The organism is Microbulbifer hydrolyticus (assembly GCF_009931115.1).
Taxonomy (GTDB): Bacteria; Pseudomonadota; Gammaproteobacteria; order Pseudomonadales; family Cellvibrionaceae; genus Microbulbifer; species Microbulbifer hydrolyticus.
In genome coordinates this window covers 1,123,135-1,150,083 of sequence record NZ_CP047491.1, presented here as the reverse complement: position 1 = coordinate 1,150,083, position 26,949 = coordinate 1,123,135, and the positions used below count along the sequence as shown (strand labels likewise).

General features: G+C 58.7%; 28 protein-coding genes and 2 tRNA genes. 8 read left to right on the top strand and 22 right to left on the bottom strand.

The annotated features are described in order from the left end of the window. The first annotated feature begins 13 nt into the window (after nt 1–13). The gene (locus tag GTQ55_RS04850; protein WP_161857721.1) at nt 14–1,288 is read left to right on the top strand and encodes an aspartate aminotransferase type Ic; all 1,275 of its coding nucleotides are present in this window, start codon (nt 14–16) and stop codon (nt 1,286–1,288) included. A 79-nt stretch (nt 1,289–1,367) separates the two neighbouring features. On the opposite strand, the gene GTQ55_RS04845 is transcribed toward GTQ55_RS04850, so the two are convergent. The 3 genes from GTQ55_RS04845 to GTQ55_RS04835 all read right to left on the bottom strand — a co-directional run bounded on the left by GTQ55_RS04845 (nt 1,368) and on the right by GTQ55_RS04835 (nt 4,075). Then, nucleotides 1,368–2,471: a phosphoribosylaminoimidazolesuccinocarboxamide synthase gene (locus GTQ55_RS04845; RefSeq protein ID WP_161857720.1), complete on the bottom strand. Its 1,104-nt coding sequence runs from the start codon at nt 2,469–2,471 to the stop codon at nt 1,368–1,370. 105 nt (nt 2,472–2,576) lie between these two features. After that, nucleotides 2,577–3,704 (bottom strand): AI-2E family transporter, encoded by a 1,128-nt coding sequence (locus GTQ55_RS04840; protein WP_161857719.1) that lies wholly within the window; start codon nt 3,702–3,704, stop codon nt 2,577–2,579. Nucleotides 3,705–3,775: 71 nt separating this feature from the next. After that, complete coding sequence (locus GTQ55_RS04835) at nt 3,776–4,075, bottom strand: sulfurtransferase TusA family protein (protein ID WP_161857718.1); 300 nt, start codon at nt 4,073–4,075, stop codon at nt 3,776–3,778. A gap of 165 nt (nt 4,076–4,240) precedes the next feature. Between GTQ55_RS04835 and GTQ55_RS04830 the strand changes: the two genes are divergently transcribed. After that, on the top strand, nt 4,241–5,746 hold the full coding sequence (locus tag GTQ55_RS04830) for a M48 family metalloprotease (RefSeq protein WP_237567829.1): 1,506 nt from the start codon (nt 4,241–4,243) through the stop codon (nt 5,744–5,746). Nucleotides 5,747–5,815: 69 nt separating this feature from the next. On the opposite strand, the gene nadA is transcribed toward GTQ55_RS04830, so the two are convergent. The 18 genes from nadA to GTQ55_RS04740 all read right to left on the bottom strand — a co-directional run bounded on the left by nadA (nt 5,816) and on the right by GTQ55_RS04740 (nt 19,681). After that, a complete protein-coding gene (gene nadA, locus GTQ55_RS04825) occupies nt 5,816–6,892 on the bottom strand; it encodes a quinolinate synthase NadA (protein ID WP_161857717.1) in 1,077 nt (358 codons plus the stop codon). A 157-nt stretch (nt 6,893–7,049) separates the two neighbouring features. Beyond that, nucleotides 7,050–7,125 (bottom strand) — tRNA-Lys (locus tag GTQ55_RS04820). Between the two features lie 135 nt (nt 7,126–7,260). After that, nucleotides 7,261–7,336, bottom strand: a tRNA-Lys gene (locus GTQ55_RS04815). 125 nt (nt 7,337–7,461) lie between these two features. Further along, nucleotides 7,462–8,136 carry a 7-cyano-7-deazaguanine synthase QueC gene (gene queC, locus GTQ55_RS04810; RefSeq protein WP_161857716.1) on the bottom strand — a complete coding sequence of 225 codons (675 nt, stop codon included), beginning with the start codon at nt 8,134–8,136 and terminating at the stop codon, nt 7,462–7,464. Nucleotides 8,137–8,183: 47 nt separating this feature from the next. Next, nucleotides 8,184–8,870, bottom strand: coding sequence for a 7-carboxy-7-deazaguanine synthase QueE (gene queE / locus GTQ55_RS04805; RefSeq protein ID WP_161857715.1), 687 nt, complete (start codon nt 8,868–8,870; stop codon nt 8,184–8,186). A gap of 151 nt (nt 8,871–9,021) precedes the next feature. Then, complete coding sequence (ybgF, locus tag GTQ55_RS04800; protein WP_237567828.1) at nt 9,022–9,861, bottom strand: tol-pal system protein YbgF; 840 nt, start codon at nt 9,859–9,861, stop codon at nt 9,022–9,024. A gap of 9 nt (nt 9,862–9,870) precedes the next feature. Further along, on the bottom strand, nt 9,871–10,350 hold the full coding sequence (gene pal, locus GTQ55_RS04795) for a peptidoglycan-associated lipoprotein Pal (protein WP_161857714.1): 480 nt from the start codon (nt 10,348–10,350) through the stop codon (nt 9,871–9,873). A 138-nt stretch (nt 10,351–10,488) separates the two neighbouring features. Next, nucleotides 10,489–11,784 (bottom strand): Tol-Pal system beta propeller repeat protein TolB, encoded by a 1,296-nt coding sequence (gene tolB / locus GTQ55_RS04790; protein ID WP_161860011.1) that lies wholly within the window; start codon nt 11,782–11,784, stop codon nt 10,489–10,491. Continuing rightward, nucleotides 11,784–12,560 carry a cell envelope integrity protein TolA gene (gene tolA / locus GTQ55_RS04785; RefSeq protein ID WP_161857713.1) on the bottom strand — a complete coding sequence of 259 codons (777 nt, stop codon included), beginning with the start codon at nt 12,558–12,560 and terminating at the stop codon, nt 11,784–11,786. Before tolA ends, tolB begins: the two co-directional genes overlap by 1 nt. A 20-nt stretch (nt 12,561–12,580) precedes the next feature. After that, nucleotides 12,581–13,012 (bottom strand): protein TolR, encoded by a 432-nt coding sequence (gene tolR / locus GTQ55_RS04780; protein WP_161857712.1) that lies wholly within the window; start codon nt 13,010–13,012, stop codon nt 12,581–12,583. 35 nt (nt 13,013–13,047) lie between these two features. Then, on the bottom strand, nt 13,048–13,740 hold the full coding sequence (tolQ, locus tag GTQ55_RS04775; protein WP_161857711.1) for a protein TolQ: 693 nt from the start codon (nt 13,738–13,740) through the stop codon (nt 13,048–13,050). A 1-nt stretch (nt 13,741) separates the two neighbouring features. Beyond that, nucleotides 13,742–14,149 carry a tol-pal system-associated acyl-CoA thioesterase gene (gene ybgC / locus GTQ55_RS04770; RefSeq protein WP_161857710.1) on the bottom strand — a complete coding sequence of 136 codons (408 nt, stop codon included), beginning with the start codon at nt 14,147–14,149 and terminating at the stop codon, nt 13,742–13,744. A gap of 127 nt (nt 14,150–14,276) precedes the next feature. Continuing rightward, complete coding sequence (ruvB, locus tag GTQ55_RS04765; RefSeq protein ID WP_161857709.1) at nt 14,277–15,296, bottom strand: Holliday junction branch migration DNA helicase RuvB; 1,020 nt, start codon at nt 15,294–15,296, stop codon at nt 14,277–14,279. A 17-nt stretch (nt 15,297–15,313) separates the two neighbouring features. Beyond that, nucleotides 15,314–15,925 carry a Holliday junction branch migration protein RuvA gene (gene ruvA / locus GTQ55_RS04760; RefSeq protein ID WP_161857708.1) on the bottom strand — a complete coding sequence of 204 codons (612 nt, stop codon included), beginning with the start codon at nt 15,923–15,925 and terminating at the stop codon, nt 15,314–15,316. Between the two features lie 85 nt (nt 15,926–16,010). Further along, nucleotides 16,011–16,541: a crossover junction endodeoxyribonuclease RuvC gene (ruvC, locus tag GTQ55_RS04755; protein ID WP_161857707.1), complete on the bottom strand. Its 531-nt coding sequence runs from the start codon at nt 16,539–16,541 to the stop codon at nt 16,011–16,013. 146 nt (nt 16,542–16,687) lie between these two features. Further along, a complete protein-coding gene (locus GTQ55_RS04750) occupies nt 16,688–17,431 on the bottom strand; it encodes a YebC/PmpR family DNA-binding transcriptional regulator (protein ID WP_161857706.1) in 744 nt (247 codons plus the stop codon). Nucleotides 17,432–17,567: 136 nt separating this feature from the next. Further along, nucleotides 17,568–19,346 (bottom strand): aspartate--tRNA ligase, encoded by a 1,779-nt coding sequence (gene aspS / locus GTQ55_RS04745; RefSeq protein ID WP_161857705.1) that lies wholly within the window; start codon nt 19,344–19,346, stop codon nt 17,568–17,570. A gap of 77 nt (nt 19,347–19,423) precedes the next feature. Next, a complete protein-coding gene (locus tag GTQ55_RS04740; RefSeq protein WP_161860010.1) occupies nt 19,424–19,681 on the bottom strand; it encodes an FmdB family zinc ribbon protein in 258 nt (85 codons plus the stop codon). Between the two features lie 296 nt (nt 19,682–19,977). Between GTQ55_RS04740 and GTQ55_RS04735 the strand changes: the two genes are divergently transcribed. From GTQ55_RS04735 to GTQ55_RS04720, 4 genes are all read left to right on the top strand, one after another. Beyond that, on the top strand, nt 19,978–20,409 hold the full coding sequence (locus GTQ55_RS04735; RefSeq protein ID WP_161857704.1) for an HU family DNA-binding protein: 432 nt from the start codon (nt 19,978–19,980) through the stop codon (nt 20,407–20,409). 179 nt (nt 20,410–20,588) lie between these two features. Then, nucleotides 20,589–22,325 (top strand): proline--tRNA ligase, encoded by a 1,737-nt coding sequence (locus GTQ55_RS04730; RefSeq protein ID WP_161857703.1) that lies wholly within the window; start codon nt 20,589–20,591, stop codon nt 22,323–22,325. A 202-nt stretch (nt 22,326–22,527) separates the two neighbouring features. Next, nucleotides 22,528–23,088, top strand: coding sequence for a lytic transglycosylase domain-containing protein (locus GTQ55_RS04725; RefSeq protein ID WP_161857702.1), 561 nt, complete (start codon nt 22,528–22,530; stop codon nt 23,086–23,088). Between the two features lie 51 nt (nt 23,089–23,139). Beyond that, nucleotides 23,140–24,198 (top strand): helix-turn-helix transcriptional regulator, encoded by a 1,059-nt coding sequence (locus GTQ55_RS04720; protein WP_161857701.1) that lies wholly within the window; start codon nt 23,140–23,142, stop codon nt 24,196–24,198. A gap of 241 nt (nt 24,199–24,439) precedes the next feature. Here GTQ55_RS04720 and GTQ55_RS04715 read toward each other — a convergent pair whose 3' ends face one another. Then, nucleotides 24,440–24,757 (bottom strand): c-type cytochrome, encoded by a 318-nt coding sequence (locus tag GTQ55_RS04715; protein WP_161857700.1) that lies wholly within the window; start codon nt 24,755–24,757, stop codon nt 24,440–24,442. 322 nt (nt 24,758–25,079) lie between these two features. Between GTQ55_RS04715 and GTQ55_RS04710 the strand changes: the two genes are divergently transcribed. Then, the gene (locus tag GTQ55_RS04710; protein ID WP_161857699.1) at nt 25,080–25,931 is read left to right on the top strand and encodes a peptidyl-prolyl cis-trans isomerase; all 852 of its coding nucleotides are present in this window, start codon (nt 25,080–25,082) and stop codon (nt 25,929–25,931) included. Then, nucleotides 25,928–26,941, top strand: a complete 1,014-nt coding sequence (locus GTQ55_RS04705) for a HupE/UreJ family protein (RefSeq protein ID WP_161857698.1) — start codon at nt 25,928–25,930, stop codon at nt 26,939–26,941. Before GTQ55_RS04710 ends, GTQ55_RS04705 begins: the two co-directional genes overlap by 4 nt. The last annotated feature ends 8 nt before the right edge of the window (nt 26,942–26,949 follow it).

Below are 26,949 nucleotides of genomic sequence, written 5' to 3'. Positions count from 1 at the left end.
ATGAGGACTTTCCGTGCGTATCGAGACCGCCCAACGCGAACAGCTGCAACAGTGGGAAAAGGAGCTGGAGCAACAGTACCAGCGTATTTGCCAGCATAACCTGAGCCTGGATATTACCCGCGGTAAACCGGCGGCAGATCAGCTGAGCCTGTCCGACGACCTGGACGGTATTCTCAATGGTGACTACCGCGCGCCGGATGGTACTGACACTCGCAACTACGGTGGCCTCGAAGGCATCGCTGCTGCCCGCGAACTGGGTGCCGACGTGCTGCAGGTACCGTATGAAGAAGTACTCGCCGGTGGCAGTAGCTCACTCACCCTGATGTACCACGCCGTACTGACCGGCTACCTGTTCGGCTTTGCCGGCAACCAGCCGTGGAAAGACATGAGCGCACCCAAGTTCCTGTGCCCGGTTCCCGGTTACGACCGTCACTTCGCCATCTGCGAGCAGCTGGGTATCGCCATGGAAACCGTCCCCATGACCGCCACCGGGCCGGACATGGACGTGGTGGAGCAAAAGATTCGTGAAGACGACCAGATCATCGGCCTGTGGTGTGTGCCGAAGTTTTCCAACCCGACCGGAGTAACCTACGACGCGGATACCGTCGACCGCCTGGCGCAACTGGGCAAGGTTGCAAACCCCGGCTTCCGTATTTTCTGGGACAATGCCTACGCCATTCACGATCTGGATCACCAGGTCGCACTGCCGAACATCCGCGAAGCAGCGCTGGGTAACGAGACCGCAGACTCGGTTCTGCAGTTCGCGTCCACCTCCAAGGTCACCCATGCCGGTTCCGGTGTGGCATTTGTGAGTGCCAGCCCGGCCAACCTGGCATCGCTGAAACAGCAGATGTCGGCAATGACGATCGGCCCCGACAAGGTCAACCAGCTGCGCCATGTGCGCCTGTTCCCAGAGCTGACCCAGCTGAAGCAACACATGCAGAAGCATGCGGAAATTCTGCGTCCGAAATTCGCCTGTGTGCTGGAGCACCTGGACAAGAATTTCGCCGACTCCGACCTGGGTGAATGGGAAACCCCGAAAGGCGGCTATTTTGTTTCCTTCAACACCCGCCCGGGTGTGGCGTCTGAAGTCATCCGCCTGTCTGCGGAAGCGGGCGTAAAACTCACCCCTGCCGGTGCAACCTTCCCCTACGGCAAAGACCCGGAAAATACCAACATCCGTATTGCCCCGAGCTTCCCGCCGCTGGAAGAGCTGGATACGGCCATGTCGGTATTTGTGCTGTGCGTGAAGCTGGCGAGCGTGCGCAAGGCGCTGCAAGCGGCCTGATTTTCCGCACGTAACGGCTCTGCGCCCAAAACGAAAAAACCCGGCAAAGGCCGGGTTTTTTTATCTGCGCAAACTGGCGTCAGTCGATCAACCCGTACGCATCTCGCAATACCTGGACGATTTCCGCCTTCGGGTTGTCCGAAATCACCAGTTTTTCACCAATGATCTTTTCCGCAATCCCTACGTAGGTGGCAGACACATCCATCAGCATCGACTCGGGAAGTTCATTGTCCCGGGCCAGGGCTTCGCGCTCGTCCATACGATCCTTGTTGAGCAGAATATCCGGATCCGGGAAGTGATTCAGCAGCGCCTGACGGAAGCCCTCCTTGGAGTTCTCCACCACCTCGCCATTGCGGTACTGCGCGCCGTCCCAGATACGCGAGGAATCCGGAGTCCCCACTTCATCCATGTAGATCAGCTTTTCGTTGCCTTCTGCATCGGTCACATAACCAAACTCAAACTTGGTATCGACAAATACCTGGTCCAGCTTTTCCAGTTCCGCGGAAATGACATCGAAACCTTCTTTCAGCAGCTGCTCGTAGCGGTCGATGTCACCCGCACTGCGAAAATTGAACGCGGCGAAGTTATCCTCGATGTTTTTGCGGGTGATATTGACATCGTCCGCCTCGGGCACGCCCGGGATACCCTTCAGGATCCCCTTGGTAGAAGGGGTAATCAGCAACTCCGGCAGTTTCTGGTCTTTGCTCAGGCCATCGGGGAGCTGGATACCGCAAAATTCGCGTTCGCCCTTGCTATAGGCGCGCCACATGGAGCCTGTGATGTACTGGCGAGCAATCGCTTCGATCATCACCGGGCGCGCCTTCTGCACAATCCACACCGCCGGGTGCGGAATATCCAGGATATGGCTGTCTGCCAGCCCCTGCTCTTTAAACAGCTTGAACCAGTGGTTGGCAATGGCATTGAGAGCCGCGCCCTTGCCGGGGACACCGCGCAGGTTACCCTCCCCGGTCCAGATACAATCGAAGGCTGAGATGCGATCGGAGATAACCATCACCGCCAGCGGCGCATCGGGCGCCACCGGATAGCCTTTCTCCTGAATCAGGCGACGGCTGTCGGCCTCTGTCAGCCAGTAAACAGAGCGGACTTTGCCACTGTGAACCGGCTTGTCGGTGCGAATCGGCAGGTCGTTGTTAACTGCCAGTACTTTGTCGGCAAGGCTCATGAACATTCCTAGTTGGTTAACCGGGGCGGGCCCCTGAATCAGGCGGCGAACTCTAGCAAATAGCAGCGTTGCGAGACAGTATCTGCAGGTGCCTCAGCGAGCGGTCTACTCGGCAGTTTCCTGCTGCGCCTCGCGAGATTCCTGCGGCGCCGCCACCGCTTCCCGGGCCTGCCATTCCGCCTGATGCTCACTGGTTGGCCAGGCATTGAGAATCGCCTTGGCGAGGGTCGCCAGGGGGATCGCGAAGAACACCCCCCAGAATCCCCAGATCCCGCCAAATACCAGCACTGCCATAATGATCGCCACCGGGTGCAGATTGACCGCCTCGGAGAACAGGATAGGCACCAGCACATTGCCGTCCAGTAACTGAATCATGCCGTAGGCGAACATCAGCCAGAAAAATTCACTGCTCCAGCCCCACTGGAACAGGCCGATGGCCGCCACCGGAATGGTCACCACGGCAGCGCCTATATACGGGATCAACACCGACAGGCCCACCGCCACTGCCAGTAGCAGTGCGTAATTGACTCCCAGCAGCAGGAACGCCACGTAGCTGACCACGGCGACAATGGCGATCTCAATCACCTTGCCGCGCACATAGTTGGCTACCTGGTCATTCATTTCGTACCAGATCTGCCGCAGCATGGGACGCTGGTTGGGAAGGAATGACGCACACCAGCCCAGCAGCTTGCTGGAATCCTTGAGGAAGAAGAACACCAGGATCGGCACCACCACCAGATAGATCAAAACCGCCGCGAGTACCGGCAGGTTCGCAAGCGAGAATGTCAGCACCGTCTGCCCCATGGAACCCAGCTCGCTGCCAAGCGTGGTAAAGATCTCGTCGATCTGCTGGGCGGACACCAGCCGCGGATACTGCTCAGGAAGCAGCAACAGCAATTCGTGGCCGCGATCGATCATGTTCGGCAACTCGGCGAACAGCCGTACTGTCTGGCGGGAAATGATCGGCATAACCACAAACAGCAGCGCGACGATGGTGCCCACAAGCACCATGCAGGCAATGCTCACTGCGAGCCAGTGTGGAACTTTCCAGGATTGCAGTCGCAACACCATGCCCTGCATAAGAAAGGCTATCACCAACGCTGCCAGCACCGGCGCCAGAACGACCCCCAGGGTCGCCAGCACGACCAGTGCCGCCAGCAACAGCAGTACCAGCAACACCACTTCTTCCTGGCTGAAATAGCGATTTACCCAACCCCTAATAATCGCAAACATAGATCCTGTTCTCTCGAGACTTTTACATGCATTGGCACACTTACCGGTGCCGCTCGCCGTTTTCCGGCGGGCTAAATTATCGATTTCCCGTTCCCGGCAACCACCGGCTGCAGCCAGTAGTGAAACTCCTTCCCCTGCGTTTCAACCCGCAGCAACGGTACACCACTGAGGGTACAAAAGCTGCGAATATCCCGCTCGGATGCCGGGTCGGTGGCCACCAGATGCAATAGCGCTCCGGGAGCCAGTTGTTTCATTGCGCGCCGCATCGCCAGCAGGGGCTGCGGGCAGGGCAGCCCCCGGGCATCTACCCTGTAGGCAGACTCCCAGTCGACCCCCGGGCGATCTGTGGCGCATATTGGCGAATCGGTCATAAAACTGTGGTAAAGAACCGTAAATGCCGCGAATTATAACGGCGCCGCCAGGTCAATGGGTCATTCAGTGGAACCTTTTACCGCGGCACTGATCAAAACCTCGACAGTCTCACAGGGTTACGTATAGTGTTAGCGGTAGGCAACCCGGCAGGCGCAGTAAAGAATATGACCGAGATCCTTACAACATTCAGCCATCCCTGGAAGCGTTGCTGGCAGCGACTTTGCCGGGGTGCCGCCGGTGTGACCGCCGGCCTGTTACTGGGGGCCAGCCCCCTGGTGGCCACCGCCCAGGACGACCACCATATCCAGCTCCCACAGCTGGGAGACTCCAGTAGCGGTCTGGTATCCCGGGCACGGGAAAATGAACTGGGCGAGATGTGGCTGCGCATGTTCCGCAGCCAGGTACGCACCTCCAGCGATGCCCTGTTACAGCAGTATGTGGAGAACTCCCTCAAGTCCCTCGCCGAATACAGCCCACTGGAAGACAAGAACCTCGACGTGGTGGTGGTCAACAATGACACCATGAATGCCTTCGCCGTACCTGGCGGTGTTGTCGGTGTACACACCGGCCTGTTCCTGTTTGCCGAGAACGAAGACCAGTTTGCCTCGGTGCTCGCCCATGAGCTGGCACACCTTAGCCAGCGGCATTACGCCCGCTCACTGGAGGCCCAGCGCAACAGCACAATCCCCACGCTGGCTGGCATGCTTGGCGCCCTGGTACTGGCCGCCACTGCCGGTGGCGATGCCGGTATTGCCGCGATGACCGCTACCCAGGCCGCGGCACTGGACAACCAGTTGCGCTTTTCCCGCCAGAACGAGCAGGAGGCGGACCGGGTCGGCATTGAGACCCTGGCCAAGGCGGGACTGGACCCGCAGGCCGCCGGTGAGATGTTCGAGCAGATGCTCAAGGCCACCCGTTACTACCGCCGTCCGCCCGAATTCCTTCTCACGCACCCGGTGACGGAAAAGCGGATCGCAGACGCCAAGCTGCGCGCCAACCGTATGGACAAGATCCCCCTGCGTGACAGCCGTGAATACCACCTGATGCGCGCCCGCATCCGGGTAAACGCGGAGGCCACCCCCCAGCAGGCGGTGAAGCGGTTCCAGGCAGAACTGCGCGGCATCAATGACAACGAAGACGCGGCACGCTATGGCCTCGCTCTGGCGCAGACCGCCGCGGGCAAGCCGGATACGGCACTGGATACCTTACAGCCACTGCTGGACAGGGAGCCGGACAAAGACGCGTTTATTCTCGCCCGCGCCGATATCGACATGGTGCGCCACGATTACAACAGCGCCACCAAGCGGCTGCAGGCCGCGGTAAGCCAGAGCCCGAAAAACCACGCCCTGATCATGGGGCTGGCCAACGCGCACTTCAAAGCCGGAAACTATCTGGCCGCCGAGCGCATCCTCAAGAAGCACAGCCGGGTGCGCCGCAAGGATCCGGCGGTATGGTATCTGCTGGCAGAAACCCACGGCCTCGCCGGTGATATTGTCGGTGTACACGAGGCACGGGCGGAGTACTACATCCTGAACGGCGTTTTCGACAAGGCCTTGCAGCACCTGCGCCACGGTGTGCGCCTGGCCAAGAACGACTACCAGACCCATGCGATCCTGGAACAGCGCATGAAAGATGTGATCAAGATGCAGGAGAAGGCCAAGGAACTCTGATCGTTCACCAAACCCTCCCCAACCTTCGGTACAACTAAAAAGAGCGGCCAAAGCCGCTCTTTTTTATGTTCAGTCGAGGGGTTTGCGGAAATCCAGCATCCGCTGTAGCGGGATCATCGCTCGCTTGCCCAGCTCGGGATCAACCAGAATTTCATTGTCACCGCGCTCCAGAACACCGCACAGGTTTTCCAGCGAATTCATCGCCATCCACGGGCAGTTTGCGCAGCTACGACAGGTAGCTCCGGAACCGGCAGTGGGTGCCACAATCAGTTCCTTGCCCGGACATTGCTGCTGCATTTTGTAAAAAATGCCCTGGTCCGTCGCCACGATAAACTGTTTGTTCGGCCGGGTTTTAGCGGCATTGATGATCTGCGAGGTGGAGCCCACAACGTCCGCCAGCTCCACTACCGCAGCTGGCGATTCCGGGTGCACGAGTACCAGCGCTTCCGGGTACAGCGCCTTCAGATCCGCCACACCTTTCGCCTTGAATTCCTCATGTACAATGCAGGCACCATCCCACAGCAGTACGTCGGCACCGGTCTGCTTCTGCACATAACTACCGAGATGTTTGTCCGGCGCCCACAGGATTTTCTCGCCCTGGGAATCCAGGTAATCCACCACGTCAAGCGCGATACTCGAGGTCACGACCCAATCCGCACGCGCTTTTACCGCCGCCGAGGTATTGGCATACACCACTACGGTGCGGTCGGAGTGCTGATCACAAAACGCGGAAAACTCCTCGATCGGGCAGCCCAGGTCCAGAGAGCAGGTCGCTTCCAGGGTCGGCATCAGCACCCGCTTGTTCGGCGTCAGGATTTTGGCGGTTTCTCCCATAAATTTCACGCCGGCCACAATCAGGGTGTCCGCCTGATGCTCAGCGCCGAAACGCGCCATTTCAAGGGAGTCGGAAACACAGCCACCGGTTTCTTCCGCCAGCTGCTGAATCAGAGGGTCTGTATAGTAGTGCGCAACCAGTACCGCGTTCTGCTCTTTCAGCAGTCGCTTGATACGCTCGCGCCACAGATCCAGCTCTTCCGGGGTATATTCGTGCATCGCCGGATGGGCCAGATGATCCTGGATGAAGTCGCGCGCATCGATCGCATTGGGCGCGGGGCTGGTGGCAATTTTTTCGCTGCTGTCTGTCATGATTCTCTGATACTGCCGGGAAAAGGCGGCATTATACCGATCCGGGACAATTTCGCCGATTTTCGGAGCCGACTGCCATTCGATAGTGGAATGTTAACGTCGCGAAGCCTGGACGCCGAAGAACTGGAGACAATGATTTGAAGGAATCTTGAGGAAATGGTGGGTCGTGCTGGATTCGAACCAGCGACCAATTGGTTAAAAGCCAACTGCTCTACCAACTGAGCTAACGACCCTTAAGATTGCCTGACGTCTCTCTACTTTCGCTTTGTGACGCTGGCTAACTGCTTGTATAACCCGACTTGCGGCGAGTTTTTTAATGGTCACTGGCTCGACGGAAACGTTCGGAACGCCAGCAACAGGAGGGAAGATGGTGGGTCGTGCTGGATTCGAACCAGCGACCAATTGGTTAAAAGCCAACTGCTCTACCAACTGAGCTAACGACCCTTGACCCCTCAACCTGAGGAGCTGCGTATCTTACGGATCTAATTCGAAAACACAAGACCCGATTACAAAAAAATTACCAGCAAATATAAGGGTTTAGGAGCCCTCAGCGGAAAATTGCAAACCCGTCAGGCGTAGACCGTCGGATCCGCCAGTCCGGCCTCCGCAAACCCCGCCGCACGCAGGCGGCAACTGTCACAACGACCGCAGGCTGCGCCATCGGCCTGGGCCTGATAACAACTGACTGTCAGGCTGTAATCCACTCCCAGCTCGGTACCGCGCTTGACGATGTCGGACTTGCTCATTTTCATCAGCGGCGCGCGAATATTCAGCTTTTTGCCTTCGACACCGGCGCGGGTGGCCAGATTGGCCATGTCTTCGAAGGCTTCGATGTACTCGGGACGACAATCCGGGTATCCAGAGTAGTCAACCGCGTTTACGCCCACAAAAATATCCTGTGCGCCCAGCACCTCGGCCCAACCGAGGGCGATGGACAGGAAAACGGTATTGCGTGCCGGAACATAGGTCACCGGGATACCGGAAGTCTCTTCCTCGGGCACATCGATACTGTCATCGGTCAGCGCCGAGCCACCGATGACCCGGAGGTCAAGCTTCACCACCTTGTGCTCACGGGCATCCAGGTCTGCCGCCACGCGCTGTGCGGCCATCAGTTCTGCACTGCTGCGCTGGCCGTAATCGAATCCCAGGGCGAAGCATTCGTAACCCTCATCACGCGCCATGGCCAGCACAGTAGCTGAATCGAGCCCGCCGGACAGCAAAACAACCGCCTTTTTATCACTCATAACTCACCCCGATTTCACCCGAAATTCTGATTAACTGGTGTGCCCGGTCATACCCCGGGCACGTCGCCCCACAGTAGCTTGTGCAATTGCATCTGCATGCGTACCGGCAGACCATCCTCCAGGATCCACTCCGCCAGCTGCCGAGCCGGCAACTGCTCGTAGCTTGGCGAAAACAGTACCTCCCCTACCCGGTCCGCCAGCTGATACTGGTCCAGGGTGAATCTGGCCCAGTCGTAGTCACCGCGGTCGCAGATCACGAACTTGACCTGGTCATTGCGCCCGAGCAAGGGGATGTTCTCCATGCGATTGCGGGACTGCTCTCCAGATGCCGGTGTTTTCAGGTCGACGACCCGTGACACGCGCGCATCCACGGCATCCACGGGCATGGCGCCACTGGTTTCGAGGGATACCCGATAACCGGCGTCACACAGAGCCTCTAGCAGGGGCAGGCAATTGGGCTGCGCCAGGGGCTCGCCGCCGGTCACACACACATGGCGGGCTGGATGGCTCTGTACCTTCTGCAAGATTTCCGCCAGCGTCATGCGCTCGCCACCATAAAAGGCGTATTCGGAGTCGCAGTAGGTACAGCGCAGCGGGCAGCCGGTCAGACGCACAAATACCGTCGGCAGACCGGAATCCCGGGCCTCCCCCTGCAGAGAGTAAAAGAGCTCACTGATACGGAGCGACTCACTGGTCAGGTCGATACTGGATTGCACTGTGTGTATTTCGCCCATAGTCCGCCGTAGCACCTTGTCAGGCCCACCAGCTATTTGATAACCGTGCGCCACAAATAAAAACGCCCGGGAGGCTAATGCCTCCCGGGCGCGGGATCATAGAGTTTTTTTGATCACAAAACCAGCATTCAGGAAAGCCCCACGGCGATCGCTACTGGAAGTTTTCCTTCAGATACTGCTTTGCCAAGCTGGCGGCGCGGGCATCACTGGCCGCCACCTGTTCCAGCAACTCTTTGGCCTTGGCCTTGTCTCCCAGCTGGTGATACACCGTGCCGAGCTTGTAGCGGCCATCCCATACCTTGCTCGAATTGGGATACCCATCCAGCAGTGCCACAAACCAGGTCCGGGCCTCCTCAATGTTCCCCTGAACCAGCGCAATCTCGCCCAGCCAGTAATTGGCATTTGGCGCATATTGGCCGCTGGGATAATCCTCGAGCAGGCTCTTGAAGGCCTTTTTGGCACCGGCGTAATCGCCATTCCGGGCAAGACCAAAGCTCGCCTGATAACGATCGCGCTCGTTTTCACTGGCTTCCGGCCCGCTACCAGCACCGTTTACAGGCGCTTGCGGAGAAGAGGTAGAGGCTCCGGCACCGGCATTGCCGGAATCAGGGGCGCCATTAGCCGGTGTGTCACCGGTCAATTTGGAGATTCGACGGTCGAGGTCCATGTAATCTTCGGTGCGCTGCTGGCGCAACCGCTTGACCTCGTGCCTCAACTCCTCCACAGCACCCCGCAATTCCTGCACTTCCTGCTGCAGAACCTGCATCTGGTAGTAGGCCTCGGCCTGCGGATTTCCCTGCAAGCGACCGGCCGAAGCATCGGCACGGCTGGCCAGCTGAGGATAGCTGGGCGGAGGCGGAGTTGCAGAGCCCTGACTGGCGTTGCCGCTACTGGACAGGTCAACAATCGGGGCCTGCGAAAATACGGGCGAAGCCGCAGCCATAAAGGCTGCGGCTACCGCGATACTTCTAATCAGAAAAGACAATTGCATGCTTCCAGATTAGTTGATTACCACTCGACGGTTCATAGCGCGGGCGCTCTCGCTGGAACCTTCCTGAGCAGGACGTTCTTCACCGTAGCTGATCACTTCCAGGTTGGCAGCGTTTACGCCCTGAAGCACCAGGAAATCACGCACGGCATTGGCGCGACGCTCGCCCAGAGCCAGGTTGTATTCACGAGTGCCCAGTTCGTCAGCGTGGCCTTCCAGACGCACGGTGCCGGTAGTGGAAGCGCGCATACGGTCAGCGTGCTTGATCAGCAGCTCACGGGTAGAGGGCTTCAGCAGGCTCTGGTCGAAGTCGAAGTAAACGACGTTGTCCAGCGGTACTACAGTTTCGGTCGCCGGAGCTTCTTCAACTACCGGGGGTGGGGTTTGCTCAACCATTTGGTTGGCGCTGTCGTCGGTGTCGGTGCTGGAACAACCGGCCATTACTGCCAGTACGCAAGCCAGGCCGAGGCCGGTTTTTACTGATTTGAACATAAACAACTCCGCTTTAGTGTTATCGAAAAATCCTGTAAGACATCATTCAAACCCAAGATTTTACTTCGGTTTTACTTCTTCTTATTTGTTCGATCTCACACTTGCCGCAGAAACATAAGGCCTGCGGCAAGTACTGCATCAATCAAAGTAAGGCGACCACGCCGGCTCGCGGACATTACCCTGCTGCGAAGGCAGGCTGTATTTCACTCCGGCATCCAGCGACACCGCAGCCAGAATACCCTTGCTCCCCCGCTTGGTGGCGTACATCAGCATCGCGCCATTAGGCGCAATACTCGGGGATTCGTCCAGGCGCGTCTCCGTAAGGACCCGCATTTGACCGGATACAATATCCATCGTAGCGATGGTAAACACCCCCCTGCTACGGTGGACCATAACCAGCGTTTTGCCATCGGGAGAAACCCGCGGACGCGCGTTGTAGTCGCCGTCGAAGGTTAAGCGGTCTACTTGACCCGTGGCAAGAGTCAATTGGTAAATTTGTGGCTTGCCTCCCCTATCAGAAGTGAAAACCAGCGATTTCCCGTCTGGCATCCAGTTCGGCTCGGTATCAATCGAGAAGTGGCGGGTCATCCGGGTGAACCGGCCAGTAGACAGGTCAAGGACATAGATCTCAGGATTGCCATCTTTTGACAGCACCATGGCCAGCTTGCTGCCATCCGGCGACCAGGTCGGCGAGCTGTTCAGGCCCTTGAAGTTGGTAAGCTGCTGGCGCGCACCGGAGCGCAGGTTCTCGCGAAAGATCGCCGGGCGGCCTGTCTCGAAAGACACATAAGCCACTTCCTGACCGTTCGGCGACCAGCTCGGCGACATCACCGGCGCACTGAAGCGGCGGATCTGCCGGGCGCGGGCACCATCGACATCTGACAACATCAGCGCATAGCTGGGCTGCCCCCCACGCCGGGTCTCCTGTACATAAACCATCTGGGTACCGAAGGCGCCGCGAATACCGGTAATGGCTTCGAAAATCTCGTCTGCCGCGCGGTGAGCAATATCCCGCAGCTGCTGGGCACCCCCGGTGACCTGCTTGGTAAACATTTTGCTCTGACCAAAGATATTCACCAGGTCAAAACTCAGCAGGTAGCCGCCGGCCTGGGGCTGCATGCGGCCGGTGACCACATACTCTGTTCCCAGCATGCGCCAGTCGCGAAAGCTGACCTGCTCCGGAGTCTTGGGAAAAGACAGCATGTCTTCCCGTGGCACCGGCGCGAACAGGCCGCTGCGGCGCAAATCGGCGGAGACAATAGCGGACACGTCTTCCGGGAGCACGCCGCTGCCGGACCAGTCAAATGGGACAATCGCGATGGGCGTCGGGTCCTGGTTTCCCTGGGTAATCTCCACCACGAGCTGTGCCTGGGCGGACACGGCCAGTACACAGCTGACCAGGGTGGCGAAAAGTAGTGAGACTGTTTTTTTCATCATTGGCGCAGACCTTCGACTCTGAATATCAGTTTGGTGGTTCGTATCTGACGCTCAAACAGCGACGGTTCTTCACGGGCCACATCGGCCACTTCCGGAAATACTTCTACTTTCTTGACCGCAGTGAGCACCGATCTATCCACGGCAGCGTTGCCACTGCCCTTGGTGATGGTAGCGGCCACTACCCTTCCGGTGGGCACAAAGTTGATCTGGACCTCCACAACCATGCCATTGCGGGCACTGGGTGGGCGGCTCCACACCGCCTCAATGCGCTGCTGGATCGCCTGGGCGACTGACATGACCGCAACCGCATCATCACTGGCATCCTGCAGTTCTTCTTCATCTTCAAGCGCTTCTTCAAAAGCACTTTTGCGCTCCTGGGCCAGCTTTTCCTTGCGCTCTTTTTCCTTGCGCGCTTTTTCCTTGCGCGCTTTTTCTTCGGCCTCGCGTTTCTTCTTGGCCTGCTCCGCCTTGCGCTTCTTATCCGCCTCTTCTTTCTTTTTGCGTTCAGCCGCAGCCCTGCGCTTCTTCTCAGCCTCTGCCTGGCGCTGACGCTCCAGTTCCTGCTGGCGCCGCTTCTCGCGCAGGTCGACTTTCGGTGGCGCTTTGGGTTTGTTGGATTTTGATTCCATCGTAACCAGCTTGGCCTGCACGAATTTCGGCATTGGCTTGATCTCGTGGCTCTGCTTAGCCTCCCATCCGAAGGTAAGCACCGCGATCAAAAGCGCGTGCAATGCCACACTGATTACGATAGCCGGGCCGTAGGAGCCTTTCATATCTTGCTTCTTGCCCCGAATCACTCTGACGGAGGCTCGGTAACCAGCCCAACGCTGGGAGCCCCGGCCTGCTGCAGATGGGTCATGACGCCGACGATCAGGCCATACTTGGCATCCGTATCCCCCCACACCAGAACCGGGGTTTTCGGCTTCTGCCGCAGCACCTTGGCGACGGTTTCCTTGATCTCCTTCAGCGGCTTGGCGACCTTCTCATCGTCACCGAGATTCAGGTAATAGGTGCCGTCGGCACGTACGGACACGATCAGGGGTTCGTCATCGGTGTCATCGATCGGCGCCGAGGGTGCGTCAGGAAGGTCTACCTTGACCCCTTGCATCAGCAGCGGTGCGGTCACCATAAACACGATCAACAGCACCAGCATCACGTCGATGTAGGGCACCACATTGATCTCGGAGACCAGTTTGCGCTTGGGCGCTTTGCGAAAGTTGCTCATAGTTTCGCTCTTGGCATGGTTTCGCTCTCGGCGCCTTAGCTGGCGGCGTGCACTTTGCGATGAAGAATGGAGGAAAACTCCTCGGCGAAGGTCTCATAGCTGGAAAGCAGCCACTCGGCCTTGGCGGAATAGCGGTTGTACGCCATCACCGCGGGAATCGCGGCAAACAGCCCCATGGCGGTGGCCACCAGGGCCTCGGAGATACCTGGCGCAACCGTGGCGATGGTGGCCTGGTGCATGGTGGCAAGGCCGCGGAATGAATTCATGATGCCCCAAACGGTACCAAACAGGCCGATATAGGGGCTGACGGAACCCACGGTGGCCAGGAACGGCAGGTTCATCTCCACCTTCTCCTGCTCCCGGGACATGGCCACGCGCATGGCGCGCTCGGTCCCCTCCATTACCGCCGCCGGGCTGCTCTTGCCCTGCTGGCGCAGGCGGGTAAATTCAGTAAAGCCGGCACGGAACAAGGACTCCACACCATCGATCTTGCCCTTCTCGGCGGCCGCATTGCCATCCCGGAAAAGCTGGTTGAGGTCGGACCCGGACCAGAACCGGCGCTCGAAATTGATCAGCGACTTGCGCGCCCGCGACAGGTAAGTACCGCGCTGGATGATCATTACCCAGGAAATCACCGAGGCCAGCAGGAGCATCAGCATCACCAACTGCACCAACAGACTGGCGCTGGAAACCAGGCCCCACAGAGAAAGTTGTTCACCGGCATTCATGTTATTGACTCGCTGCCTTCAATGCTTGATAGATGGTTTCAGGTAACGCGCAGGGTTTGCGGCTGGCGTCATCCACGCAGGCCACTTTGACCACGCCCTCACAAATAATTTCATCGCCGCGCCAGATTTTCTGCTCGAAAGTGATCGCAGCACGGCCGAGCTTGCCAATACTGGCAGAAGCACGCAACTGATCGTCCAGTATTGCAGACCGGCGGTACTGAACCTCCGCTGAATGCACCACCAGCAATAGCCCCTGCTGCGGCATGGCGGGCTTATCATAGCCGAGCGCGCGGACCAATTCTGTGCGCGCCCGCTCCATATACTTTAAATAATTGACGTAATAGACGATTCCGCCAGCGTCCGTATCCTCGATATAGACGCGAATGGGAATAGAGAAAGGTTCTGACACACACCGTCCTTAAATTGCCGACCGCGAACGCGTTTTTGTAGTAAATAGCGGTTTGGGGTCCGCCGGCGCGACCTCAAGGCCACTGACCGGCGATGACGAAACATGCTACAGGATCGCGAACGCTTCGTCAGGTGCGGTCGGGCTTGGGAATACCGAAGTGTTCATAGGCCAGCGCGGTCACCACCCGACCGCGCGGGGTACGCGCCAGGTAGCCCTGCTGGATCAGGTAGGGTTCCAGCACATCCTCAATGGTGTCGCGCTCCTCGCTAACGGCCGCCGCAAGGCTGTCGACACCCACCGGGCCACCATCAAACTTCTCGATCATGGTCAGCAGCACACGGCGGTCGAGCTGGTCAAACCCGCTGGCATCCACATTCAGCATGTTCAGTGCGGCGTCGGCGGTTTCCGCACACACATGGCCGTTGCCCTTCACTTCCGCAAAATCACGCACCCGGCGCAACAGGCGGTTGGCAATACGCGGGGTGCCGCGGGCGCGGCGCGCCACTTCATGGGCGCCACCCTCGTCCATCGCCACACCCATCAATCCCGCGGAGCGGGCGACAATACTGGTGAGATCGGCAACATTGTAGAACTCCAGGCGCTGCACAATGCCGAAACGGTCTCGCAGTGGCGAGGTGAGCAGGCCCGCCCTGGTGGTGGCACCAACCAGCGTGAACGGTGGCAGGTCGAGCTTGATGGAACGGGCCGCCGGCCCCTCACCGATCATGATGTCGAGCTGGTAGTCCTCCATCGCCGGGTACAGCACCTCTTCCACATGGGGGCTCAGACGGTGGATCTCGTCGATAAACAGCACATCACCGGGCTCGAGATTGGTCATGATGGCGGCGAGATCGCCGGCTTTCTCCAGCACCGGGCCCGAAGTCGTCTTGATCGCCACCCCCATTTCTGCCGCGATAATGTTGGCGAGGGTGGTTTTGCCGAGGCCGGGCGGGCCGAACACGAGAGTATGGTCCAGCGCCTCTTTGCGCAGCTTGGCGGCCTGGATGAAAATTTCCATCTGCTCGCGCACCACCGGCTGGCCGACATAGTCGGACAGGGTTTTGGGGCGCACGGCGCGGTCGTACTGCTCTTCCTGCCCGGTGGGGCCGATGGGTTCTGGGGCAATCAGGCGGTCAGCTTCAATCACGGTGTATCTCGGTCAAGTCAGGCTGGCGCCATGCTTTTCAGGGCAAGGCGGATCAGGGTGGCGCTGTCGGCCTCCGGTTGCTCTTTGGCCGCACGCGCGACCATTTTGGAGGCGTCGGTAGGCTTGTAGCCCAGCGCGGCAAGCGCGCTTTCCGCCTCTCCGGCATGATCAAATTTGGGCTCGGCGTTGGCGGCCATCAGCGGGATATCGCCGAGATCACCTGTCTGCGGGGTTAGCTTGCCACGCAATTCAATGATCAGTCGCTCGGCAGTTTTCTTGCCGACGCCTGGCACCTTCACCAGCACGCCGACATTGTCATCGGCCACACAGCGGGCCAGTGCGGCACCGTCAAGGCCGGAGAGAATGGCCAGCGCCATTTTGGGGCCAACGCCATTGACCTTGATCAGGGTCCGGAACAGCTGCCGATCGGAATCACGGATAAAACCAAACAACTGCTGCGAGGTTTCAGACACCGCCAGATGTGTGTGGAGCTGAACGCTGCCGCCGAGCTGGGGCAACTCAAAGATAGTGGTCATGGGGGCCAGCACCTCGTAGCCCACACCATGGACATCCACCAGCAATTGAGGAGGCTGAATTGCGGCGAGGGTGCCGGTGAGTCTTCCGATCATTGTTATTCCTGATTCACTTTCAGGGCTTCGTTTTTGAAGCCCTGTGATATGTTCTTTTCAAATTTGGCGGCGGCGCGGACCCCGGCTACCCAATACTCAATCGCCCACGGCGGAAACGCGCCCGGGCACCCCCGGAAGACTGGATCAGTGTCTGCATCGTATGCATATGGCACAGAGCCACCGCCAGGGCATCGGCGGCATCCTCCTGCGGAGAAGCCGGCAGTTTCAGCAGGGTTTTGACCATATGCTGTACCTGCAATTTGTCGGCCGCGCCATTACCAACCACCGCCTGTTTGACCTTGCGCGCTTCGTATTCCGACACCGGCAGATCCGCATGGGTGGCCGCGACAATCGCCGCCCCCCGCGCCTGACCGAGCTTCAGAGCGGAACCGGCGCTCTTGGCCATAAACACGTTCTCGATGGCCATCTGCTGCGGCTGGTACTGCTGGGCGATCTGGCTCACGGCGTCAAAGATCAGTTTCAGGCGCTCCGGCAAGGGGCCATCGGGGAGCCTGATCACGCCGCTGGCCACATAACGGGCGTGGGAGCGCTCGATATCGATCAGGCCGTAACCGGTCTTGCGCGAGCCGGGATCTATTCCCAGAATTCGGGTCACGGCAGGCAGCCCCCTGTACATTTATACAATTGTTGCGGGAAGTGTCCCAAGGCCGCGGCGGGCCGTCAAGGCCGGGTGAAGGGTCTGCGATCACCAGATACAAAAATGCCCCGGCAAGCGGGGCATGGGGGAAGCATCAGGGGCTGTCAGCCCAACTCGGCCATCAGCTCTTCGGCAATGTCCGCGTTGGTGTATACGTTCTGTACGTCGTCGAGGTCTTCCAGCATATCCACCAGTGCCAGCACCTTTTCTGCACCATCCTTATCCAGCGGAATCGTGGTGGACGGGATCATGGCAATCTCGGCGTTGTCCGGCTTGAAACCAGCCTCGGTCAGCGCGTCCTTGACCGACATGTAATCGGTAAACTCGGTGGTGACTTCGATGCTGCCGTCGTCGTTGGTCTCGATATCCTCGGCACCGGACTCCAGCGCGGCTTCCATCAGCGCGTCTTCATCCACTCCGGGCTCGTAGTACATCTGCCCCTTGCGGGAGAACAGGTAGGCCACAGAGCCGTCGGTACCCAGGTTGCCGCCGCGCTTGGTAAACGCGTGGCGCACTTCAGCCACAGTGCGGTTGCGATTGTCCGTCAGGCACTCCACCAGCACCGCCACACCACCAACGCCGTAACCCTCGTAGGTTACCGCCTCATAGTTGTCTCCGTCAGCGTTGCCGGCACCTCGGGCGACCGCCTTGTCGATGGTGTCGCGCTTCATGTTCGCACCCAGGGCCTTGTCGATAGTGGCCCGCAGGGTGGGGTTGTCTTCCGGGTTGGCCCCGGCCTTGGCGGCAACCGTCAGCTCGCGAATGATCTTGGTGAAAACCTTACCCCGCTTGGCGTCCTGCGCCGCTTTGCGGTGTTTGATGTTGGCCCATTTACTATGTCCCGCCATCTAATCTCTCTCCGGTATTCTCCGTTTGTGGCTCTATTGTGCTGCTCAATTGTACTGCTCACTACCCCCGGCGCCGGCCGGGGCCTGGATGCTGCTTTCCGGGGTTCCGCCACTGGCAGAATACCCCGGGAAAACGTTAGCCCACCTGCTCTTCTTTCGCGCGCAGGCGGATGCTCAGCTCGCGCAACTGCTTTGCGTCAACCGCACCCGGTGCGTCGGTCATGACACAGGCCGCGCTCTGGGTCTTCGGAAAAGCGATGACGTCGCGGATGGAATCGCTGTCGGTCATCAGCATTACCAGGCGGTCGAGGCCGAAGGCCAGGCCACCGTGGGGCGGCGCACCGTACTTGAGGGCATCCAGCAGGAAGCCGAACTTCTCACGCTGCTCTTCGGCGCTGATACCCAATGCGCGGAATACGACCTGCTGCATGTCCTGATTGTGGATACGGATAGAGCCGCCGCCTAGCTCGGTGCCGTTAAGCACCATATCGTAGGCGCGGGACAGGGCATCCAGCGGGCTCTTTTCCAGCTCTTCCACCGAGCAGGACGGCGCCGTGAACGGATGATGCAGCGCGGTGATGCTACCGTCGTCGTTCTCTTCGAACATCGGGAAGTCCACCACCCACAGCGGCGCCCACTCGGCAACGTACAGGTTCAAGTCCTCACCCAGCTTGCAGCGCAGTGCGCCCAGCGCTTCGGATACCACTTTCGCCTTGTCGGAGCCAAAGAAAATCAGGTCGCCGTTCTCCGCCTGTACCCGGTCGAGGATGGCAGCGCGCACATCGTTCGGCAGGAACTTGACGATGGGCGACTGCAGGCCATTGTCCAGGTCGGACTTGTCGTTGACCTTGATGTAAGCCAGGCCCCTGGCGCCGTAGATGGAGACGTATTTGGTGTAATCGTCGATCTGCTTGCGGGTCAGCTTGTCGTTGCCGCCGGGTACTTTCAGCGCGGTAACGCGGCCTTTCGGGTCATTGGCCGGGCCGGAAAACACCTTGAAATCCACTTCGGTCATCAGGTCCTTGATGTCGACGAGCTCCAGCGGAATACGCAGGTCCGGCTTGTCGGAACCGAATTTCTCCATTGCTTCACTGAACGGCATGCGCGGGAATTCACCCAGCTCCACACCTTTCAGCTCTTTGAACAGCTTGCGAATCATGCCTTCAGTGATGGACATGATGGCGTTTTCATCGAGGAAAGCGGTCTCGATATCGATCTGGGTGAACTCGGGCTGGCGGTCTGCGCGCAGGTCTTCATCGCGAAAACACTTGGCGATCTGGTAGTAACGGTCGAAACCGGACACCATCAGCAACTGCTTGAACAGCTGCGGTGACTGCGGCAACGCAAAGAATTTGCCACCATGGGTACGGCTCGGCACCAGGTAATCACGGGCACCTTCGGGGGTGGCACGGGTCAGGATCGGGGTCTCGATGTCCAGGAAGCCTTCGCCGTCCAGGTAGTTGCGAATGGCATTGGTAATCTGCGAGCGGAAGCGCAGGTTGCGCTGCATTTCATTGCGGCGCAGGTCCAGGTAGCGGTACTTCAGACGCACGTCTTCGCCCACGGCAGTGTGCTCATCGAGCTGGAACGGCGGAGTCTCGGCGCTATTGAGAATCTCCAGTTGCAGGCCGTAGACCTCGATCTCACCGGTGTCCATGTTCGGGTTCACCGCTTCCGGGGCGCGGGCGCGCACGCGGCCGGTGACTTTCAGGACGTACTCGCTGCGCACGCGGTCGGCCAGTTCGAAATGCTCTGCGGCGTCCGGGTCGAATACCACCTGCGCGATACCGTCGCGGTCGCGCAGGTCGATGAAGATGACTCCACCGTGATCGCGGCGGCGGTCTACCCAGCCACACAGGGTTACTTCGCGGTCAATATCGGCGGATCGCAGGGCGCCACAGTAGTCGGTGCGCATGGAGTCTTATTCCCTTAGTAGAGTTTCAATTCTGCTTGCTGTTCTGAATGCAGCCTGTTGCAACCTGCCCAGATTTCTCAGCTGGCTTTGGATTCTGTGCCACCACCGCTACCGGCGGGCTTGGCGTTATCACCGGCAAGGTTCTTCTTGTTGCCGGTCTTGAAGTCGGTTTCGTACCAGCCGCCGCCCTTGAGGCGGAAGCCGACGGCGCTGATCTGTTTGCTCAGTTCCGCTTTGTTGCAGGCGGGGCAGTCTGTCAGCGGAGCATCGCTCATACGCTGCAGGGCTTCCAACTGGTGGCCACAGGCCTTGCACTGGTATTCATAGATAGGCATCGCTAGTACCCGGATCTCACTGAATATAAAGGGGCGCAGATTATACATGAGCACCTGCGCCGGCAGAAGAAGGCTGTTCCGGAAGGGTACACGATGCTCGCAGGTGGTGCGGCGCCGGTCGTTTTAGGGCCAATATTCGACCAAAACCCTAAAAAAAAGCACTTTTTTTCCGATTTTACCCCGTGCGCACCGATAAAAACTGGATATACTTCAGCTCAGTACCTGGGTACGCCCTGATGTACAAACACTTTCACTGGAAAAAACACCTATAACACCTATATAGAAGGAAGCTAACTATGGCCGCAAAGAAGAAAGCCGCAGCTAAGAAAGCACCCGCCAAGAAGACTGCAGCCAAGAAGGCACCAGCCAAGAAAGCAGCAGCCAAGGCCGCCCCCAAGGCCAAGAAAGTAACTGCGATCAAAGATAAGTACACCAAAACCCAGATCCTGAACCAGATCGCCGAGAACACCGAGCTGTCCCGCAAGCAGGTTCAGTCTGTTCTGGACGAGCTGACCGATCTGATCGAAGGTCACGTTAAGAAGCGCGCCGTTGGCGAGTTTGCCCTCCCCGGCCTGATGAAAATCACCACCGTGAAGAAGCCGGCCAAGAAGGCACGCAAGGGTATCAACCCTTTCACTGGCGAAGAGACTGTGTTCAAGGCCAAGCCTGCCAGCATCCAGGTCAAGATTCGCCCGCTGAAGAAGCTGAAAGAAATGGCCGAGTCCTGATACTCGCCGCTTTCAGCTACGAAAACCCCGCTTTTGCGGGGTTTTCTGTTTTGGGCATCGCATAATCTCATGGCGGCACCTGTACCTTCGCGTCGAATCCGGTCGCCCCTACCAAAAACCACCCCCGCCGGCGTAAAATGGCCGCCCTTTAAAATTCATCGACAGAAAAAGAAAGCACTATGCGCGCATCCCGCTATCTGATCGCCACCCAGAAAGAAACCCCCAATGACGCAGTGGTCATTAGCCACCAGCTGATGCTCCGCGCCGGCATGATCCGCCGCCTGTCCTCCGGGCTCTACACCTGGCTGCCCACTGGCCTGCGGGTACTGCGCAAGGTAGAGAAGATCGTGCGCGAGGAGATGAACAGCGCGGGCGCCCTGGAAGTGCTGATGCCGGTGGTACAGCCGGCAGAGCTGTGGGAGGAGTCCGGCCGCTGGCAGCAGTATGGCCCGGAGCTGCTGCGGATCCAGGACCGTCACGACAACGCTTTCTGCCTGGGCCCGACCCATGAGGAAGTCATCACAGACCTGATCCGTACCGAGGTCAACAGCTACAAACAGCTGCCGGCGAACTTCTACCAGATCCAGACCAAGTTCCGCGATGAGATCCGCCCCCGTTTCGGCGTGATGCGTGCGCGCGAGTTCACTATGAAGGACGCCTACTCCTTCCACCTGACCGCGGACTCGCTACAGGAAACCTACGATGTCATGCACGCGGCCTACTGCCGTATCTTCGACCGCATCGGGCTGGATTACCGCCCGGTACTGGCGGACACCGGCTCTATTGGCGGCTCCCACTCCCACGAGTTCCACGTTCTGGCCCAGAGCGGTGAGGACGATATCGCCTTTTCTTCCGAGAGTCGTTACGCGGCCAACGTTGAGCTGGCGGAGGCAGTAGCACCTGCGGGTGAGCGTCCGGCGCCGGGCAAGGCGATGGAAGAGCTGCATACACCGGGCCAGAAGACCATTGCTGCGCTGGAACAGGCGTTCGGTATTGCCGCAAATACGTCGGTTAAAACGCTGATCGTACTCGGTGAAGTGGACAGTGAAGATGAAAGCAAAGAAGCCCCGCTGGTCGCCCTGGTGCTGCGCGGTGACCACGAGCTGAATGAACTGAAGGCAGAGAAACTGCCGGGCGTGGCCAGTCCGCTGCAATTTGCACCGGAAGAGCGCATCGCGAAGGAGCTGGGCTGCGGTATCGGCTCCCTGGGGCCGGTTGGCCTCGCGATTGAGGTAATCGTCGATCGCGCCGCGGCGCACCTGGCCGATTTTGTCTGCGGTGCCAACAAGGACGATTACCACCTGACAGGGGTGAACTGGGAGCGCGATGTAGCGCTGAAGCGTGTCGAGGACCTGCGCAATGTGGTGCCGGGCGATGCGAGCCCGGACGGCAACGGCACGCTGGAGATCAAGCGCGGTATCGAGGTTGGCCACATCTTCCAGCTGGGCACCAAGTACAGCGAGGCGATGAATGCCTCAGTACTGGATGAGAACGGCAAGGAGCGGGTGATGACCATGGGATGCTACGGCATCGGTGTTTCCCGTGTAGTGGCGGCTGCGATCGAGCAGAACCACGACGATGCGGGCATTATCTGGCCGGAAGCCATCGCCCCCTTCCAGCTGGCGATCGTGCCGATCAATATGCACAAGAGCGAGGCGGTGCAGCAGAAATGTGAGCACATCTATGAGGCGCTTACCGCAAAAGGGATCGACGTACTGCTGATGGACGAACCCAAGGCGCGCCTCGGCGGCATGCTGGCCGATACCGAGCTGATGGGCATTCCGCACCGTGTCGTGATCGGCGATCGCGGCCTGGAGAAAGGCAATATCGAATACAAGGGGCGCCGCGATGCTGAAAATCAGGAGTTTTCGGCGGACCAGATCGTAGACATCCTCCTGGAAAAAATCGCCCACTGAAGGGCCGGTGGTCGTTCGCAGCCCCTGGATGCGAACGGCCGGCTGCGGGGCACCCGCTTGTGAGATCGTCAAAAACATGGATGTTTTTGTAGCGCCCCGCGCATAGGTTCAGGCATAGGTTCAAGCATAGGTTCGCGGTATGTCTCACACGGCGATGCCCCGCAGTACCGAAAATCGCACCCTTCCAGTAAAATCCCACCCCATGATAAGAACAACCCTCACCACACTACTGCTGTGCCTGCTAAGTGCAACGGTGTCTGCCCAGGTCAAACAGGTGGACCCTCAGCTGCTGGCAGCGCTGAAAGGCGCGGTGACCGAAGCGGACTCTTTCGTCGACCGCTTCGATGCCGAAGTGTGGCTGATGTCCAAGTCCCAGCCCCTCGCCCGCTACATCAAAGAGCCCCAAGAGCGTATGCGGGTACTCAAGGCGATTCACCGGGAAGCCACCCGCGCGGAACTGCAACCGGAAATCGTGCTTGCGGTGATCCAGATAGAAAGCGCGTTCGACCCCTACGCCGTATCCCGCGTAGGCGCCCAGGGGATGATGCAGGTAATGCCCTTCTGGAAGAATGAGATTGGCCGCCCGGAAGATAACCTGATCGATATGGACACCAACCTCCGTTACGGTTGCACCATCCTCAAGCATTACATCAAAAAAGCCAAAGGCAACATGCCCAACGCGCTGGCCTACTATAACGGCAGCTACGGCCGCCACACCTACAGCCGCAAAGTGCTGGATGCCTGGGTCGACCGCTGGCGGTAGAAGTACCGGGAACAATCAACCAGTTACAAAAAGATAAACCCGGGGTACCTGATGAGTTACAGCTTTTTTACCGGCGCAGCCTGTGCCCTGTTATTGCTGGCCGCTGCGAGAATCGGGAGCGGGTACAGGCAGAGACGCGGCAGCGTGTGGCTTCTGGTGTTGATCTTCGGTGCGATTGTGTATTTGCTGCGCCCCCTGCTCGATGATCAGGGCACCCTGGCAGACCTGCTGATCGACCTGCCCACCCTGCTGATACCCGGCGCGTTCTGGTTGTTTACCCATCAGTTATGCAGCGACAAAGCGCCATTTCCCCATTGGGGATGGGCCCTGATCGGACTGGAACTGCTGGTCGACCTGGCCAGCCAGCTGCATGCCCACCCGTATTTTTATCTGCTGGCGCAGCCGTTCAAACTGGGCCTGATCGGTGCCGGACTGGTGACGTTACTGCAGCAGCTGCAATCCGACCTGGTCGCCGAGCGCCGACAAATTCGTATTGGCCTGCTGATCGCCATCGGCAGTTATATGGTGGTCGTGGTCTGCGCGGAGTTTCTGTTTTCCTACTTCCCTATCCCCGCGGGTATCCCCACCCTGCATGCTGTAATGGCCAGCGCCCTGGCCTTCGCCGCCTGTCTGTGGCTGCTGGCACTGTCCCCGCGGGCGCTGGAAGAATCCCTGCCACCAATGACCGATGACGCTGAAACACTGGCAGGGCAACCAGCCGCGTTGCCGGCCGCTCCCGCACAACAGCAAGCGCTGGATGAGAATCAGCGACTGCTGCTGGATAAACTGCAACAGCATATGCACAGCGGTGGCTACCGCCACACCGGTCTCACCATTCGCGAGCTGGCGGAACAGCTGGGTTCCCGTGAACATACGCTGCGCGCGCTCATTAACCAGCATCTGGGGTTCCGCAATTTCAACGAGTACCTGAACCAGTTTCGCATCGACGAGGCCAGCCGACGGCTCGCGGACCCGGACGAGGCCCACCTGCCGGTCCTGACCATCGCGCTGGATATCGGCTATCGCTCACTGAGCCCGTTCAATGCCGCCTTCAAACGCCGGCACGACCAAACGCCCACAGAGTTCAGGCGTGAGCAATTACCGGTTTGACGGCAAACCGGGGTAGGAAAGGTGCTTTGGAATTCAAATGAAGAAGTGACCATGCGGGTTTAATAATCCGTCAGATTTTTTTCGGTATCCGCAAGCCAAAGCCCGCCCCCTGAGCCACACTGAAACTTGCAGGACCTGCTCCGCAGGCAAATAGCCCAGTCACCACCTCGTCTGTGGACAGGTTCCTGCAAGCTTCCTCAACCACAAGCGCTGCCCACAGTCCCACGGAAACTACGCGGGTTTATTTTTTCGGGGTGGACATGAACTTGATCAACGCCTTGTAATCTTCGTCGCTGCAATCGGCACACAGGCCGCCCGGCGGCATGGCGTTCAATCCGTTTTTAATCGAGTTCACCAGCACATCCATCCCTTTATCCAGACGAGGCTTCCACGCCTCCGGATCATGCACTTTGGGCGCATTGGCGACCCCGGTAGCATGGCATACATGGCAGGACCGCTGGTATTTCTCCTCTACCGATTCCGCCAGTGACAGGCCTGAAAAGCAGACCAACCATCCGGTTACGAAGGGAAAGACCGTGGCATGTATCAATGATTTCATTCGCTCGCCTATCCAGTATGTAAAAACCAGTAAGTAAAAAACGATCAGTCGACATAGCGGGGTACGGAAAGTGCCGCCTCGGTGGGCGCAGTATCTCTCCTCCCGGCAAGGGGCCACCGCCCGCTTCCAACTGTATAGAGACTCTCCGCCGTATCCAACTCCCGCACTCCCTCCATGGCCTCCAAGAAAATGATTTAGCCGCCTATACCAGACCCGACTCCCGGACTGCCACAGTAAATACCGATTCTTGAACTATCCTCTGTGGCATAGGAATTCTTTCTTAGTGAACCATCGCAATAAGAACATAAGTCGGAGTTCGTGAATGAATCTGCATTGGATTAGAGATCCCAGTGTGCAATTCGCCGCAATAGGCGCCATGCTATTCGCGGTTAACGGGTTGTTTCAGGGTGGAAACGCCGAAGGCGATCAGGAGATCGTCATCACCCAGAACCGTATTCAACATCTCTCGACAGTTTTCGAGCGCGGCTGGCAGCGTCCTCCGGGACCCGACGAGTTGCAGGGCCTGATTGACGATTTTGTGCGCGAAGAAGTGTTGTACCGTGAAGCGGTAAAAATGGGATTGGATGAGAATGACACCGTGATCCGCCGCAGGATGCGGATGAAAATGGAATTCCTGGCAAAAGACCTTGTCGACGCCATCGAACCCGCGGACCAGGTACTCGAGAACTACTACACAGAGAATATCGAAAAATATACGATCCCCGCCCACTACACCTTCGAACAGGTATTTCTCGATAGCGAAAAACGCACGGAAGTTGCCGAAGACGCGCGAATCATCCTCACCAAACTCACCGCGGGCAAGGATCCACGCACACTCAGCGACAGCAACCTGCTGCAATACCGGTTCGAGAATATCAGCGCCGACCGCATCGATCGGCTGTTTGGCAGTGATTTTTCCCTGCAGTTTCTCGAGCTCGAAACGGGGCAATGGACAGGGCCCCTGACCTCCGCCTACGGCGAGCACCTGGTCCGGATTTCCTCAGCCGAACCCCGGCAACAGCCAGATTTCGCTGAGATCAAAGCCGATGTGCTGCGCGACTGGCAACATAAAGCGCAGCAGGACATCCTGCAGACTCAGTATGAAACCCTGAGGTCAAACTACCGGATTCGCATTGACGAGCCGGCTGCCATCGAGGAGGTAACCGGACAGTGAGAATACTGCTTCTTTTTGCCACTCTGCTATTTTCGGCCTTTTCCCTTGCCCACGAATTAAGACCGGCCTCCCTCAGTGTTGTACAGACGGCACCGGAGAAATTTGACGTAACCTGGCGAGTCCCCGCGCGCGGGGATATGCGGCTCTCTCTCTACGTACAGTTTGACCAACGAACCCAGGAAAACAGTTTACCCGTGGCCCAGATGGCGGGAGGCTACTACGTCGAGCGCTGGGAGATTTCACACCCCGACAACCTGGTCGGCAGCACAATCGCCATCGATGGCCTTGCCAGCACCATGACCGATGCACTGGTCCGGGTAAGCTGGCTGGACGGAAGAGAACAGGTGACCCGCCTGTTGCCAGATAAGACCCAGCTGGTCGTCGAGGACGAAGCCGGAATGATTGAAGTCGCGGGCACGTATTTTGTGCTCGGTATCGAACACATTCTGCTGGGTATCGATCACCTACTGTTCGTATTGGCGCTGGTGGTTCTGGTCAGCGGTGGGCGCCAGCTGATTGCCACCATTACTGCATTTACGGTCGCGCACAGCATTACCCTGGCGCTGGCCGTGCTGGGCATGGTGTCAGTGCCCCAGGCTCCGGTGGAGGCGGTGATTGCGCTCAGTATCGTCTTTATAGCGACCGAAATACTGCACAAGCTCGAGGGGCGCAAGACACTGGCGATACGCAAGCCCTGGGTGGTGGCGTTCGGGTTTGGCCTGTTACACGGACTCGGCTTTGCCGGCGCACTCTCGGAAATCGGGGTCCCCGAGCACGCCATCCCTCTTTCCCTGGGCCTGTTCAATGTTGGGGTAGAAGCGGGACAACTCACCTTTATCGCGGCGGTCTGCGGGCTGATGTTTTTGCTGCGCCGAGTGAAGCCGGTGCAACTGTGGGAGACCCGTACCGGTACTACCGCTACGGCCGCGTCAGCACTTCCGGTGGCATACCTGGTGGGAGGGCTCTCAGCCTGGTGGCTGGTTGACCGCACAATCGCTCTGATCGTTTAACTGCTGCG

Excerpts from the sequence above, each read along its gene's own strand:
- GTQ55_RS04845 (WP_161857720.1), bottom strand. The coding sequence starts at position 2,471 with ATGAGCCTTGCCGACAAAGTACTGGCAGTTAACAACGACCTGCCGATT.
- GTQ55_RS04840 (WP_161857719.1), bottom strand. The coding sequence starts at position 3,704 with ATGTTTGCGATTATTAGGGGTTGGGTAAATCGCTATTTCAGCCAGGAA.
- GTQ55_RS04835 (WP_161857718.1), bottom strand. The coding sequence starts at position 4,075 with ATGACCGATTCGCCAATATGCGCCACAGATCGCCCGGGGGTCGACTGG.
- GTQ55_RS04830 (WP_237567829.1), top strand. The coding sequence starts at position 4,241 with ATGACCGAGATCCTTACAACATTCAGCCATCCCTGGAAGCGTTGCTGG.
- nadA (WP_161857717.1), bottom strand. The coding sequence starts at position 6,892 with ATGACAGACAGCAGCGAAAAAATTGCCACCAGCCCCGCGCCCAATGCG.
- queC (WP_161857716.1), bottom strand. The coding sequence starts at position 8,136 with ATGAGTGATAAAAAGGCGGTTGTTTTGCTGTCCGGCGGGCTCGATTCA.
- queE (WP_161857715.1), bottom strand. The coding sequence starts at position 8,870 with ATGGGCGAAATACACACAGTGCAATCCAGTATCGACCTGACCAGTGAG.
- ybgF (WP_237567828.1), bottom strand. The coding sequence starts at position 9,861 with ATGCAATTGTCTTTTCTGATTAGAAGTATCGCGGTAGCCGCAGCCTTT.
- pal (WP_161857714.1), bottom strand. The coding sequence starts at position 10,350 with ATGTTCAAATCAGTAAAAACCGGCCTCGGCCTGGCTTGCGTACTGGCA.
- tolB (WP_161860011.1), bottom strand. The coding sequence starts at position 11,784 with ATGAAAAAAACAGTCTCACTACTTTTCGCCACCCTGGTCAGCTGTGTA.
- tolA (WP_161857713.1), bottom strand. The coding sequence starts at position 12,560 with ATGAAAGGCTCCTACGGCCCGGCTATCGTAATCAGTGTGGCATTGCAC.
- tolR (WP_161857712.1), bottom strand. The coding sequence starts at position 13,012 with ATGAGCAACTTTCGCAAAGCGCCCAAGCGCAAACTGGTCTCCGAGATC.
- tolQ (WP_161857711.1), bottom strand. The coding sequence starts at position 13,740 with ATGAATGCCGGTGAACAACTTTCTCTGTGGGGCCTGGTTTCCAGCGCC.
- ruvA (WP_161857708.1), bottom strand. The coding sequence starts at position 15,925 with ATGATCGGAAGACTCACCGGCACCCTCGCCGCAATTCAGCCTCCTCAA.
- GTQ55_RS04750 (WP_161857706.1), bottom strand. The coding sequence starts at position 17,431 with ATGGCGGGACATAGTAAATGGGCCAACATCAAACACCGCAAAGCGGCG.
- aspS (WP_161857705.1), bottom strand. The coding sequence starts at position 19,346 with ATGCGCACCGACTACTGTGGCGCCCTGCGATCCGCCGATATTGACCGC.
- GTQ55_RS04740 (WP_161860010.1), bottom strand. The coding sequence starts at position 19,681 with ATGCCTATCTATGAATACCAGTGCAAGGCCTGTGGCCACCAGTTGGAA.
- GTQ55_RS04735 (WP_161857704.1), top strand. The coding sequence starts at position 19,978 with ATGGCCGCAAAGAAGAAAGCCGCAGCTAAGAAAGCACCCGCCAAGAAG.
- GTQ55_RS04730 (WP_161857703.1), top strand. The coding sequence starts at position 20,589 with ATGCGCGCATCCCGCTATCTGATCGCCACCCAGAAAGAAACCCCCAAT.
- GTQ55_RS04725 (WP_161857702.1), top strand. The coding sequence starts at position 22,528 with ATGATAAGAACAACCCTCACCACACTACTGCTGTGCCTGCTAAGTGCA.
- GTQ55_RS04720 (WP_161857701.1), top strand. The coding sequence starts at position 23,140 with ATGAGTTACAGCTTTTTTACCGGCGCAGCCTGTGCCCTGTTATTGCTG.
- GTQ55_RS04715 (WP_161857700.1), bottom strand. The coding sequence starts at position 24,757 with ATGAAATCATTGATACATGCCACGGTCTTTCCCTTCGTAACCGGATGG.
- GTQ55_RS04710 (WP_161857699.1), top strand. The coding sequence starts at position 25,080 with ATGAATCTGCATTGGATTAGAGATCCCAGTGTGCAATTCGCCGCAATA.